Genomic DNA, 13,657 nt, shown 5'->3' on the forward strand with positions numbered 1-13,657 from the left:
GGATATAGCAATGTTTCAGAGCGATGATCAGTGGAAGTATTTTGTAGAGACAGGAGTTTGGCCAAGAAGAAATCAATTTGCTCCACAAGAATGGATGAGCAATTTTGATTCAGACGAGTCACGTTTTGCAAAAAGGTTATTAGAAAAATTCACATATTTTTCAGAAGATATGGTTAAACAATTATTTAAAAGTAGTTTTGTATCACTTTCAAAATATATTCTGACAAATAAGACGGATTCTATTTTATCAGCTAGAGAGTGGTCAGTTTTTTTAGATAATCTTTATATAATGAGGGTTACGGGAGAGGATCCAAGTGATGCGGATAGTGGTTACATATTCACAAGAAGCTCTAGAGATGTGCTAGGTATACCAGAAACACAAATAATTACCTCACAAAAGTTTATTGAAGTAATTCAATCTAATTCTGAAGCAAGCTTTGTTTTTGTCGATGATTTTGTTGGTTCTGGTAATCAATTTATTAGTTTCTGGCATCATCAAGAAATTTTACCGAATATAACTTTTCAAAAAATATATGAGCACTTCCCGAATAGGAAATTTTTTTATTGTCCAGCAATATGTACTCAGATGGGATATAACTTAATTAGCAAATTTTGTCCTGTAAAAGTACTACCTGCTCATTTATATACTGAACTTCATAGTGCATTGAATTCAGAATCCTATATATGGAGAGATTTCTCTAAAGATGGTCCAGATTTTATTAAAGAAATGAGTATGAAAGTTGGTATACCTGAATTAGAAAATGCTGGGGTGATTGTAAATGCGGATGGGACAAAGATTGTTAGTTGGCAAGGATATTTAGAATTGGGGTTAGCATTAAGTTTTTCCCACGGTTGGCCAGATGCAACACTGCCTTTATTTTATCATAATGAAGGAGGGTTTAAGCCTCTTTTGAAAAAGGGAGAGTTATGAATAATTATTTACTGAGATTAACACAAGCTCAAAATTTATTAGGTTTATATAGGGCTGAATGGTTAAGTTCAAAGCTGTTCGACCACTTCAATGAACCAGGATATTTTTCTGAATTAAAAACAAATAGACCATGTGTTTTAATTGGGGGCAGAGGAACTGGGAAAACTACTGTACTAAAGGGGCTCTCTTATGATGGACAATTCACTCTTAATCAATTGTTTACGAAAAGAGAAAAAATTAAAGATTGGCAGTTTATCGGTATTTATTATCGTGCAAATACTAATCGAGTAACTACATTCGGTGGCAATGATGTTTCTTTAGAAAAGTGGATAAGATATTTTAGCCATTATATAAACTTATGTTTTTGTAAAGAATTAGTGAGATTTTCGTTATGGTATGAGCAAACTACAGGTGAGAAAATAGAAATATCTTCAAGAAAATGGAGAAATATAAATAAAGTATTTCAATTTGATCAATCAATAGAGTCTTTAGACTATTTAGATGAAGAAATTGAAATCTCTTTATTAGAGTTTGAATCATCTATAAACCAAGTAATTGATAATCCACCTACTAAAATTACCATGTTGGGCCTCCCAATTGATATTTTAAGTGAAGCCTTAATATCAAACACTGTACTAGAAGGTAAACAGTTTTTCTTCTTAATTGATGAGTTTGAAAATTTTCAAGATTATCAGCAACAGATTTTGAATACGCTTGTTAAGCATAATAATAGCTTTTATACTTTTAAAATTGGTGTAAGAGAACTGGGTTTTAGACAAAAAGCTACTTTAAATCAGAATGAGCAGTTAACATCACCTGCGGATTATGTGCGTATAGATTTAACTGAAAAATTTCAGAATGCTAGTGGAAAAGATGCTAATAAATTTAAGGAATTTGCTGAAGCAGTAATTGATAGCCGTTTAAATGATCCGAGTTTTCTTGGAAATGAGCAAGAGCTTAGAATTACTGATCTTTTACCTGCACTTACTCAACTGGAAGAGGCAAATTTACTTCTAAGAGATAGTCATCTTGAGTGGTTAAAAGAGCTAGAAAATAAATTAGATAAAGATAGCTTTAAAAAAGCAAAAGAGATTGAACCTGGGTATCTATATTTTATAAAGTATTGGAGTGAAAAGGAAAAAGATAAAAGTTTTCCTGAATTAGTTGTAGATTGGATATCAAATGGTAGAGATATTTGGAATACCAGATTAAATAATCACTTTTACGCATCACTGTTTGCCATTCGATCAGGTAAAGTAGGAATACGTAAATATTATACAGGCTGGGATACATATTTAAATCTAGCTAATGGAAACATAAGATATTTATTAGAATTGGTACATGCAGCATTACTTGAACACTTAACAGCTTTAGAAGGAAAAGAAATCAATAGCTTTATTCCTATTTCTTTTGAATTACAAACTAATGCAGCAATTCAAATTGGAAAAAAGAATCTTTCTGAATTAGAGGGACTCAGTGTTGAAGGTGCCAAACTTACAAAATTATTATTAAGTCTAGGGCGAGTTTTTGGAGTTTTGGCTGCTTCACCTTTGGGGCATACGCCAGAAGCAAATCAATTTCAGTTGATTCCTGATTCTGATGTAGCAACTGAAGATAAGGTAAAAATGATTTTAGACCAAGCAGTGATGCATTTGGCAATAACTAGAACCCCAGGTAATAAGCTTACAGATAGAGCTGATACTAAAGCTTATGAATATATGATTCATCCAATTTTTGCTCCTTTCTTTGAATTTTCGCATAGAAAAAAACGCAAAATTGCATTGTCATCTAGCAGTCTTTTAAAGTTAATACATCAGCCAAAAGCAGGGATTAAAGAAGTTCTTGATAATTCTAACCGTAGTGAGAGTTTAGGACTACAGTTGCCAGATCAGCTTCAACTTTTCGGAAGCTACTATGAATAAATTAAAAAATATTCCTATTTTTACAGATACTTACAATGGTGTGGCTGAATTTAAACCACTTGATAATAGTGTGTATGTTTTTGGGTTTACAGATGAAGCTAGAAGCCAACACATTGCTGAATGGAAAAGTTCTACTACTAATGTTAGTTTCATTGAAATTTCAGAGCAAACAATGAGTTCATTTATCATTAATGGAGATAAATCGAATGAAATTTTCTTAAGAAGCGATAAAAATATTGCAAGTCTTTGGCAAGGAATCCAAAAAAGTACAAATATTTATATAGATATTACAGGTCTGTCTCATTCAACTTGGGCCAGTATTTTAAAATCCGCAATTGATAATGGTTTTAAAGTCTTAGTTGTATATGTTGAACCTAGTTTATATAGTCGAAGTTCAGCCCCTTTAGAAGGTCAAATATATGATTTAAGTGATAAAATTACTGAAATTTCTCCTTTGCCAGGTTTTGCTGTTCTAGCTCCTAAGAAAGCTGAGACATTATTTATCCCACTACTTGGTTTTGAAGGAGCTCGATTAAAATATATTATTGAGCAAACTCAGCCAGCAAATGAGCATATTTTTCCTATCATAGGCCTACCAGGATTTAAACCTTGGTATGTTTTTGAAACTTTGAAAGGTAATAAAGCTTCATTAAGTGAGACTCATTCATGGCAATCAATTCGATATGCACCTGGAGATTGTCCATTTAGCTGTTATTACTTATTAACTGACTTATATAGCAGGTTTAAAGATCAACATATCAAAATAGCTCCAATTGGAACGAAACCTCATGCTTTAGCAGCAGTTATGTTTGTGTTGAATCATCCCCAAATAGAGATAATCTATGATCATCCAGTTAGAAAACCTGGAAGGACTGATGGGTCTTCAAAGCTGCATGTTTATCATGTTTCTAGTATAGTTAAGCCTAATCCAACCAGGACACAAGATTTCATCAGAAGTTTGAGAACACGTAGGGCAAGTTTAACTTAATGATAGATCAACACTTTACTCCTCCTCTTTTAGCAAGTCTTTTGGTGGATTCCTTGCCAACTGCATTTCAGCCTTCTTATATTGCAGACTTTGCAGTTGGTGAGGGGAGTTTAATTTATGCTGCTTTAAAAAAGTGGCCTAGAGGATTAAATGTTGTTGCAAATGATTTATCTATAAATACTCTAAATTTATTAAATAATGACTGGGATAAGTTCAATGTTGATTTTTTAGATAGAAGAGCTATTGCTAACTCTGAACTAAAAAAATTCGAAAATAAAATTGATTTAATTTTATTAAATCCGCCATTTAGTCAAAGAGGAATTAAACCAATATTATGGGAGAATACAGAAGCGAAAATCAAATCTGGTGTGGCCCTTAATTTTATTTATAACTCCCTTAATTTTTTAAAATCAGGTGGCTTTTTAGTTGCTGTTGTTCCTAATGGCTGCTTAACAAGCCAAAGAGATAAAAAAGCACTAACCTACTTAAAAGAAAATTATAAATTTAAAATTATTACACATAATAGAGAAGCTACTTTCGATAAAGTAAGAGTAAAAACATCAATCATTATGATTGAAAATATAAAACCAACTAATTATCAGGAGGATATTCAATTATCTATTGATAAATTAAATCCAAGAGTGTTTAGAGGAAAATTTCAGATGCATACGGCATCAATTAATAGCTTCGACAAAGGTTATCCATTAGTTCATACCTCTTCATTAAAAAACAATACTATCGATTTTTTAAATTGTTTTAAAGTTGCTAATAAAAACTCTATAGTAAGGGGGCCTGCAGTTCTATTTCCTAGAGTAGGTAATTTTAATCAGGAAAAAATTTGTATCTTATCTTCAGAACTAGAAATAGTAATTTCTGACTGTATTTTTTCCATAAAATGTAAAAATTTAGCAGAAGCAGAATGTTTGAAAAAAGCTATATACATGTATTGGGACGATTTTAAAAAAAATTACTCGGGGACAGGGGCTCTGTATAGCTCCTTAGATAAAATAGAGTATTTTATAAATAGTTTGTATTTAAGCAAGTGTGCTCAATTAAAAGAAATTGCTGCTTAAATAGTATTTAGCAATCACTTGGACGATCACGCCTTTTTTTAAATCTTTATTTGATAATATCTGATTATTTATAGTTACATTGCTGATATTCGAAGCTTTATTTTTTTATAGCAGGTTTTTAAAGATTTCTTTTGGCTAACGTAAACATCGAGTAACTACTAGCTCAAGTACTTTGGCATGATTAGTAGTATTGCAATGATTTCTATCTTTAAGTGATAAAACACGAGTTGAAAGTAGTTTCTTATTATCAGAAGTATCAGCCTCTAAGATCATAATGTTTTGTTTATTAAGCTGGAAACTAACTTCGGCTACACATCTAGGATTGCCATCAGTTTTTACATTTTTATATTTGTTTTATATGAATCCTTTGAATCAGGCAATAAAAAAGCCCGATATGCGTTACATATCGGGCTTTTCAATATGAGCTATCAAAACTATGGCCGCTTTGATAAGCCTATATTTTTATTCTACAGTTACTGACTTCGCCAAGTTACGTGGCTGGTCAACGTCTGTACCACGTAATACAGCAACGTGATAAGACAACAACTGAACTGGTACGCTATAAATGATTGGAGCAAGCCATTCGTTTACTGCTGGAATTTGTACAACGTGTTGACGATCTTTTTCAACTACGCCGCTATTTTCATCAGCGAAAACGAATAATTCACCGCCACGCGCCTGAACTTCTTCCATATTCGACTTAAGCTTATCAAGCATTTCGTCATTTGGCGCAAGAATCACGATTGGCATTTCAGTATCAACAAGTGCCAATGGGCCATGTTTTAACTCACCAGCCGCATAACCTTCTGCGTGAATATATGAAATTTCTTTAAGCTTTAATGCACCCTCCAAAGCGATTGGATAGTGTGTGCCTCGGCCTAAGAATAAACAGTGTTGTTTTTCAACGAACAATTCTGATAAACGTAAAATTTCAGCATCTTGCTTAAGCGTATCAAGAATGACTTTCGGGCTGTGCCACAATTCACGAGCAAGCTCTTCAATCATCACATTGCTAATACGCTGTTTCACTTGACCAATTTTCAAGATTAACAACATTAATGCAGCAAGCTGAGTCGTGAACGCTTTTGTTGATGCAACCCCAATCTCTGGGCCTGCAAGCGTCAATAAGTGGTGATCAGTTTCACGCACCATTGAAGAAGTTGCGACGTTACAGATCGTTAAAGTCTGAATATCGATATTGTTTGCTTTAGCACGTTTTTGAGTTTCACGTAGTGCAGCTAAAGTATCAGCAGTTTCACCTGACTGTGAAATACAAATATAAAGTGTATTTTCAACAATTACAGGAGTGCGATAGCGGAACTCACTTGCGATTTCAACTTGGCAAGGCACGCCAATTAACTGTTCAAACCAATATTTAGCGATCATTCCTGAGTGATAACTTGTACCACAAGCAATAATTTGAACACTTTGAAGTTTACTGAAATCTGCATCAGCATCTTTCAAGAAATCATCACGTAAATTGTTGCCATCAAGTGCTTGAGAAATTGTTTGTTTGATTGCTTCAGGCTGCTCATAAATTTCTTTGAGCATGTAGTGTTTATATTCACCTTTTGAAGCACTGCTTACAGTTGCATCAAGTTCTTTAACTGGACGTTCAACACGTTCACCTTTTACAAATACTTCAATTGAAGTACGAGTAAGACGGGCAATATCGCCTTCCTCTAAGTAAATAAAACGGTTTGTTACTGGTAAAAGGGCCAATTGGTCTGAACTGATAAAGTTCTCGCCAATACCCACACCAATTACAAGTGGTGAACCTTCACGTACAGTAATGAGTTCATCTGGGTAATCGCTGTGAATAATACCTAACGCATAGGCACCTTTAAGCTGAGGAACTACAGATTCTACTGCTTCAAGTAAACTATCAGTATTTTTTAGAGCTTCTGCAACTAAATGGGCTACCACTTCAGTATCTGTTTGAGAAGTAAATACATATCCTAAAGCTTGAAGGTCATCTTTAAGCTCTTGATAGTTCTCGATAATACCGTTGTGAACGACTGCTACCTTGCCTGACATGTGCGGGTGAGCATTATTTTCGGTCGGTTTACCGTGTGTTGCCCAACGGGTATGAGCAATACCGATTGCTCCAGTAAGCTGGTGTTCTGAAACAGCGTCTGCAAGATTGGCAACTTTACCAACACGGCGCTCACGTAAAATTTGCTGGTTATTGAGTAAAGCAACGCCTGCCGAATCATAACCACGATATTCAAGACGTTTTAAACCTTCAATTAAAATCTCGGTTACACAACGTTCTGCAACGCCTCCGACGATACCACACATACTTCAATCCTCTTATTTTTTAAGCTTTTGGGGACGTTGATAATTTGCTTTAGAAATTTGTTGAGCACGCTCAAAGGAGAGACTTTGTTCAGCCACATCTTTCGTAATCACAGAACCCGCACCGACTGTTGCTCCATTACCAATAGTCACAGGCGCAACCAGCGAGCTATTAGAACCGATAAAAACTGCATCGCCAATAGTGGTTTTGTGTTTATTTGCACCATCATAATTGCAGGTGATTGTACCTGCCCCAATATTTGATTCAGCACCGATCTCGGCATCACCTAAATAGGTGAAATGGTTAGCTTTACTGCCTAGACCGATCGTTGTATTTTTGACTTCAACAAAGTTGCCGATATGTACTTCGTTTGCCAATTTAGCACCTGGACGTAAGCGTGCGAAAGGACCAATTTGGGTATTTTCCCCAACAACTGCTCCATCAAAAACGCTGTATGCTTGGACTTTAGTGCCCGCTGCAATGGTTGTATTTTTTAAGATACAGCCAGCACCGATTTCGACAAAGTCACCGAGTTCACAGTCGCCTTCAATAATGACATTCACATCAATACGGACATCATGACCAACTTTTACTGTACCACGTAAATCAAAACGTGCAGGATCAGCAAAAGTTACGCCTTGCTGCATAAGTTCTTTTGCTTGCTGCTTCTGAAATTCACGCTCAAGTGCTGCAAGTTGCAGGCGGTCATTTACACCTTCAACTTCAAATGCGAGCTCTGGTTGAATTGAGGCGATTTCTAAACCATCAGCAACAGCCATCGCAACGATATCAGTTAAATAGTATTCGCCTTGTGCATTTTCATTTGAAAGCTTAGGCAACCACTCATGCAGTTTTGCATTGCTGACACAGTAAATACCTGTGTTGATTTCTTGAATTTGACGCTGAGCTTCGGTTGCGTCTTTATGTTCAACAATCGCTTGGATTTTACCGTCTTGGCGGACAATACGACCATAACCTGTTGGGTTATCGACATGTAAAGTAATCATACCAATACCGGTTTTATTTGATGCTTCAATCAGCTGTTCAAGCGTTGTTTGACGGACTAAAGGAACATCACCGTATAAAATTAATGAAATGCCGTCTTTAGGAAGTACCGGTAAAGTCATTTGTACAGCATGACCAGTCCCTAACTGTTCTGCTTGTTCAACCCATTGAATGTTTTCTTGTGCGAAAGTCTTTTTTACGTGATCGCCGCCATGTCCATAAATGGTAATGATATTTTCTGCTAATAGTTGTTTTGCTGTTTTAATAACATGTCCTAGTAGCGGGCGTCCAGCTAAAGGTTGCAATACTTTAGGTAGTTGTGAACGCATTCGCGTTCCTTTGCCTGCAGCAAGGATAATGACGGTAGTTGACATGAGTAAACCTACTTAAATGGCGTTATGCCCCAGAAAGTAATAAATATGATGATACAGAGTGCCGCCCAAAGCCCTGCAATGATGTCGTCTAGCATAATTCCGAAGCCACCAGCAACTTTCTGGTCAGCAACACGGATTGGCCAAGGTTTCCAAACATCAAACAGGCGGAATAAGCAAAAACCAATTAGTGCCCATTGTAACGACATTATATTAAAAAATATTAAAGGCAGAAGAGTAATTGATTGTCCTGCAAATTCATCCCAAACAATTCGTCCATCATCATGAACATCAAGGATTTTTGCAGTTTGACCGCAAATATAAATACCCACCACTGACATGATGAGAATAGCGATTAAACTTAAAGTAAATCCAAGAGATAACCAGATGGGAACAAAAAGTAAGGCGAAAGCAGAGCCAAAAGTACCAGGTGCTTTAGGAGCAAGACCAGATCCAAAACCAACCCCACAGAAAACGATGCAGCGGTTGAACCAAGACATGTCTTTAAAATGAATCGGCGGTTTATGCAAAGTGTTGGTATCCATGAATTCGCAATGGGTAATCTGAACCCAAATGCTCAAAAGTTAGTTTTGTTTGCTCAACGATCTGTCCGATCATTGTAATCTTAACGTCTAGTTGTTTTTGCAAAAGTTTTTCATAATTTTGCGGTGTTATTGTAAAACATAATTCGTAGTCATCACCACCTGCCAAGGCATATTGCCAACGTTGTTGTTCTTCTAGTTGTTGCAGTACAGGATCAACAGGTAATTTTTCCAGGATGAGTCGTGCTCCAACCTTGGACGCTTTTAAAATATGTCCTAAATCTTGAGCTAAACCATCTGACACATCGATCATGCTAGAGGCGAGCCCTTTTAGCTCTTCTCCAAGCTTACAACGTGGCGTCGGATAGTCCAGTCTTTGTTGTAGGGAATGTCCTAAATGCTGAAGCCCATAAGCAGCATCACCAATCTGCCCACTTACACAAACATAATCACCGACCTTAGCGCCTGAACGTAATACAGCTTTTCCTGTTTCAATCCAGCCCATGGCTGTGACGGTAATGGTAAGGTGCGGACCTTGAGTGGTATCTCCGCCAATTAAGGCAACTCCAAATTGATCACAACAGTCATAGATTCCCTGACTAAATCCTTCAAGCCACTCATGGTCAACTTGAGGCAAGCTGATCGCAAGTAAAATACTATGTGGTTTGGCGCCCATTGCAGCAATATCAGACAGATTTACGGCAACACTTTTCCAGCCAATCGCATGGGGCGAGGTTTCAAGAGGGAAGTGACGTCCAGCAACAAGTGTATCTGCACAGATCACCAATTGTTGATTTGGAGGGGGAGTAATTAAGGCTGAGTCATCACCAATACCAAGCGCAACGTCAGGATGTGACTGACGATTAAAGTATTGGTCAATAATTGAGAACTCAGCCATAGAACATCAAGCCTATTATTTTGCTTGTTGTTTTTCTGCGCTACGCAGTGTCGAACTTAAACGGTCTAATACACCATTGATGTATTTATGACTGTCTGCTCCGCCAAAATGCTTCGCAAGTTCGATTGCTTCATCAAGTACCACACGATATGGAATTTCTAGATGATCACGTAACTCGTAAGCACCTAAACGCAAAGTTGCGAGCTCTACACCATCTAGCGCGTCAATTTCACGGTCAAGTACCGGAATAAGTAACGCATCAAGGTCTTCGTGCTGAGCGATAACTTGAGTAAGTAGTTCGTGATAATAGTTCAAGTCTACCTTGTGCATTGCATTTTCAGCACGTGTACGCGCTTCAATTTCATGTACAGGGTTGTGACTCATTTGCCACTCATAAATACCTTGTACAGCAAAACGACGTGCTTTACGTTTTGCTGCATAAGCGGCTTGCAGTGTTTGAGACATGCTTTAAATTGCCTTTAATAAATTAACCATTTCAATTGCAGTTAAAGCAGCTTCGCTACCTTTGTTTCCTGCTTTTGTACCTGAGCGTTCGATTGCTTGCTCGATGCTGTCAGTAGTTAATACACCATTGATAACAGGCAAGCTGCTTTCTAACGCGACTACACCTAAACCTTTCGCACATTCACCAGCAACAAAGTCAAAGTGAGGTGTGCTACCACGAATGACTGCACCGAGTGCAATGATGGCATCAAACTGGTTTGATGTAGCTAATTTTTTAGCAACGATCGGTAGTTCCCATGCGCCTGGAGCGTGAATAACAGTAATGTTATCTTCATTTACGCCATGACGTTTTAACGTGTCGATCGCGCCTTCTAATAAGTGTTCAACAACAAAACTGTTGAAACGACCCACTAAAATCGCATAACGACCTTCGCTTGCGAGATGTAATAAACCTTCAATACGGCGAATTGCCATAGCAACCTCGATTATTTCGTTGTGATTTGATCAGCAGTGACATATTCCACTACTTCTAAATTAAAGCCAGATAAGGCATTGAAACGCAATGGTGAGCTAAGAAGCTTCATTTTTTCAACACCTAAATCACGCAAAATTTGAGCACCAACACCAATGGTTTGATATTGATGTGAAAGTGCTGCATTGGATTTCACCGGTTTTGGCTTAGTTAAATCATCCAACGCTGGTCCCAAGTCTTGCAAATGATCTTGTCCGATCCAGACTAAAACGCCGCGGTCACTTGCTGCAATCGTTTGTAGCGCACGGTCTAGATTCCAAGCCGGTTCACCGTCAGCTTTATTTAGCTTAAGCAAATCGCGAACAGGACTAAAACCATGTACACGTACCGTTGTAACGCCTTCTTTTGGCTCACCTTTGACTAAAGCCAAATGAATGTCAGGGTTACCTATCTCACGATAGCGATAGAGCTCAAATGAACCATATTCTGTTTGAATCGTTCTTTGATCCAAACGTTCTACAGTTTGCTCATTGGTCATACGGTAGTGAATTAGGTCGGCAATTGTACCAATTTTTAGGCCATGCTTCTCAGCAAAAATTTCTAAATCTGCGCGGCGTGCCATTGTGCCATCTTCTTTGATGATTTCACAAATGACAGATGCAGGCTCAAGACCTGCCAGTCGTGCTAAATCACAACCTGCCTCGGTATGACCTGCACGGTGTAATACACCACCTGGCTGTGCCATGAGTGGGAAAATATGGCCCGGTTGTACAATATCGGTTGGTTTGGCATGTGCTGCCACAGCAGCTTGAATCGTGTGAGCACGTTCTGCTGCCGAAATACCTGTAGTAATACCTTCAGCTGCTTCGATAGATAACGTAAAGTTAGTACCATGCTGGGCACCGTTCTGGTCAACCATCAGCGGGAGGTTTAATTGTTTACAACGTTCACGGCTTAAAGTTAAGCAAACTAAACCGCGTGCATGTGTAATCATGAAGTTAATATCTTCAGGGCGTACATGCGTTGCTGCGATGACAAGGTCACCTTCATTTTCACGGTCTTCGTCATCCATTAAGATGACCATTTTGCCTGCACGAATATCGGCGACAAGTTCTTCAACACGACTCAGCGGCATTCGCTTTCACCTTTTTTTGTCGTAAGACAATTTCTATTGAATAAATTTCGCATAGTTTACGCTGTTTATAGAATTTTGCCTATGATTCTGATTTATCCAAATTTACGACTCAACATCATAGAACCGGATTTATTTAGATAAATAAATCATAAGGAAATAAAATTATTTAAAATAAATACCATAAATGTAGATAAAAAAACCTAGCCGGATGGCTAGGTTTAAATGCGCACAATAAATTTTTAAGATGCTGCACTACTCGGGCTGTCATTTTGAGGAATTGATTTTTTACCCATCAAAATTTCAGTTCGAATATTTTGTGCAAGCTCTGCACATTCAGCATTCATACCATTGATCATAAATGCATGACGAGTCATGACATTACTTGGGTTAGGCATTGCAACAAGCTGATAGCTGTCTTGAATTGCTTTAAGCTGTTCATTATCAAGGTAGAGTGCAGATTCTTTCGCATGAAGATGTTGCGCTAAACGTTGAGCGGCTTCTTTGGCATCAATTTGCATTGCTTCTACGGCATTACACACGGCACTGCGAGTTTGTAGCGCAAAGCGTTTATCTTCACGGTAACGCTTATATAAAACGTCCGAAAGCAATTGGAAAACTGTACCTACCATAAGGAGGCATTCTACAGCGTGTGGATGTGACGTCGAAATGGCAAGTGTTGCGCCCTCTGCATGAAACTCGTCTACAACATCAATATCAGTTGCTTTCAAATGATAATGCTTCGTGCATAGCTCAATACTCTTATTTAAAAAGAGCTGACAAAGTTTAAAGTACGGTACAGAAACAGACTGGTTAACACTACTTAATAACTGTTTAGGGTCATAAAATTGAATATTAAGTGCCAAGGTATTTTGGTCTGTAGACTCTAAGCTTTTTTCTGGTTGTGAGCGAACAATTGGTTTAGCTTTAGCTTGCTGCTGAGCTTGAGCAACCAAGGTCACTGTATTTTGTTTTTCAAGCGCGAGAGCTTGAGTTAACTCTTGAATTTCATGTTTTAAACGGTTTTCTTCGTTAATACGGGCTAAGTATTCGCTACGTGTTGGGCGAGCAATGGCGCGGTAAGCCAGCCATAATAAAACATGTAAAAACAGTGAAGCTAAAATCGCAAGCCATTGGGTACGAAGAATTTCTCCAATACTTGGTTGAATTAGTGTGATTTCAATAGAACCGACTTTTTTCTCGTTTTGAAGCGCATCACGAACAAAAATTTCACCTTGGCGAGTTTTTGACATGCCGCTTGTTGCCAAAACTTGTTTATTGGCGTCAAGAATACGGATAGATGCCACACTTGGATTGGTCGCATAGCGATTGGCAATCAGAGCTAAAGAGACCGTATTGGCAGGTTCAAGCTCAGATAAGCTGTCTGCAACGAGTTGACTGGTCATGAGCTGACCTTGGCTCGCACGGTTTTCATTGAGCTGGTGTGTCGTTGCAATCACCAATAAAAAGGTATGCAATGCAAAACTAATGATCAGTAGGCTAGCAAATAGCCCTTGTCTAGGCGCAATCAAGTTAAACTTCCAAGGCAATTATATTGA

General features: G+C 37.7%; 12 protein-coding genes and 1 pseudogene. 4 read left to right on the forward strand and 9 right to left on the reverse strand.

Translation table 11 applies throughout. The annotated features are described in order from the left end of the window. Window positions 1-10: 10 nt before the first annotated feature. Genes MKL36_RS17240 through MKL36_RS17255 form a run of 4 tightly spaced genes read left to right on the forward strand, consistent with a single transcriptional unit; the run spans window position 11 to window position 4,914 of the window. Window positions 11-931 carry a phosphoribosyltransferase-like protein gene (locus tag MKL36_RS17240; RefSeq protein ID WP_021510242.1) on the forward strand — a complete coding sequence of 307 codons (921 nt, stop codon included), beginning with the start codon at window positions 11-13 and terminating at the stop codon, window positions 929-931. After that, a complete protein-coding gene (locus tag MKL36_RS17245) occupies window positions 928-2,853 on the forward strand; it encodes an ORC-CDC6 family AAA ATPase (RefSeq protein WP_021510241.1) in 1,926 nt (641 codons plus the stop codon). The genes MKL36_RS17240 and MKL36_RS17245 overlap by 4 nt, the downstream gene beginning before the upstream one ends. After that, window positions 2,846-3,841, forward strand: a complete 996-nt coding sequence (locus MKL36_RS17250) for a hypothetical protein (protein WP_021510240.1) — start codon at window positions 2,846-2,848, stop codon at window positions 3,839-3,841. The genes MKL36_RS17245 and MKL36_RS17250 overlap by 8 nt, the downstream gene beginning before the upstream one ends. Continuing rightward, window positions 3,841-4,914 carry a methyltransferase gene (locus MKL36_RS17255; protein WP_021510239.1) on the forward strand — a complete coding sequence of 358 codons (1,074 nt, stop codon included), beginning with the start codon at window positions 3,841-3,843 and terminating at the stop codon, window positions 4,912-4,914. Before MKL36_RS17250 ends, MKL36_RS17255 begins: the two co-directional genes overlap by 1 nt. A gap of 135 nt (window positions 4,915-5,049) precedes the next feature. Here MKL36_RS17255 and MKL36_RS17260 read toward each other — a convergent pair. The 9 genes and pseudogenes from MKL36_RS17260 to MKL36_RS17300 all read right to left on the reverse strand — a co-directional run. Continuing rightward, window positions 5,050-5,238, reverse strand: a pseudogene (locus tag MKL36_RS17260) (Tn7-like element transposition protein TnsE); the annotation flags it as partial. Between the two features lie 138 nt (window positions 5,239-5,376). After that, window positions 5,377-7,215: a glutamine--fructose-6-phosphate transaminase (isomerizing) gene (gene glmS / locus MKL36_RS17265; protein WP_021510238.1), complete on the reverse strand. Its 1,839-nt coding sequence runs from the start codon at window positions 7,213-7,215 to the stop codon at window positions 5,377-5,379. A 12-nt stretch (window positions 7,216-7,227) separates the two neighbouring features. Then, window positions 7,228-8,592, reverse strand: coding sequence for a bifunctional UDP-N-acetylglucosamine diphosphorylase/glucosamine-1-phosphate N-acetyltransferase GlmU (gene glmU / locus MKL36_RS17270; RefSeq protein ID WP_000108581.1), 1,365 nt, complete (start codon window positions 8,590-8,592; stop codon window positions 7,228-7,230). An 8-nt stretch (window positions 8,593-8,600) separates the two neighbouring features. Continuing rightward, a complete protein-coding gene (locus tag MKL36_RS17275) occupies window positions 8,601-9,134 on the reverse strand; it encodes a phosphatidylglycerophosphatase A family protein (protein WP_021510237.1) in 534 nt (177 codons plus the stop codon). After that, entirely contained in the window at window positions 9,112-10,029 is a 918-nt protein-coding gene (gene thiL, locus MKL36_RS17280; protein WP_021510236.1) for a thiamine-phosphate kinase, read from the reverse strand. The genes MKL36_RS17275 and thiL overlap by 23 nt, the downstream gene beginning before the upstream one ends. A gap of 15 nt (window positions 10,030-10,044) precedes the next feature. Further along, a complete protein-coding gene (gene nusB, locus MKL36_RS17285; RefSeq protein ID WP_000084188.1) occupies window positions 10,045-10,494 on the reverse strand; it encodes a transcription antitermination factor NusB in 450 nt (149 codons plus the stop codon). A gap of 3 nt (window positions 10,495-10,497) precedes the next feature. After that, window positions 10,498-10,968: a 6,7-dimethyl-8-ribityllumazine synthase gene (gene ribH, locus MKL36_RS17290; protein ID WP_001007829.1), complete on the reverse strand. Its 471-nt coding sequence runs from the start codon at window positions 10,966-10,968 to the stop codon at window positions 10,498-10,500. Between the two features lie 11 nt (window positions 10,969-10,979). Further along, entirely contained in the window at window positions 10,980-12,101 is a 1,122-nt protein-coding gene (gene ribBA, locus MKL36_RS17295) for a bifunctional 3,4-dihydroxy-2-butanone-4-phosphate synthase/GTP cyclohydrolase II (RefSeq protein WP_001131392.1), read from the reverse strand. 239 nt (window positions 12,102-12,340) lie between these two features. Further along, on the reverse strand, window positions 12,341-13,648 hold the full coding sequence (locus MKL36_RS17300) for a hypothetical protein (RefSeq protein WP_002000748.1): 1,308 nt from the start codon (window positions 13,646-13,648) through the stop codon (window positions 12,341-12,343). Window positions 13,649-13,657 lie beyond the last annotated feature (9 nt).

Origin of the sequence: Acinetobacter sp. AOR12_HL (assembly GCF_027855275.1) — a bacterium.
In the GTDB taxonomy this organism is placed as follows: Bacteria; Pseudomonadota; Gammaproteobacteria; order Pseudomonadales; family Moraxellaceae; genus Acinetobacter; species Acinetobacter baumannii.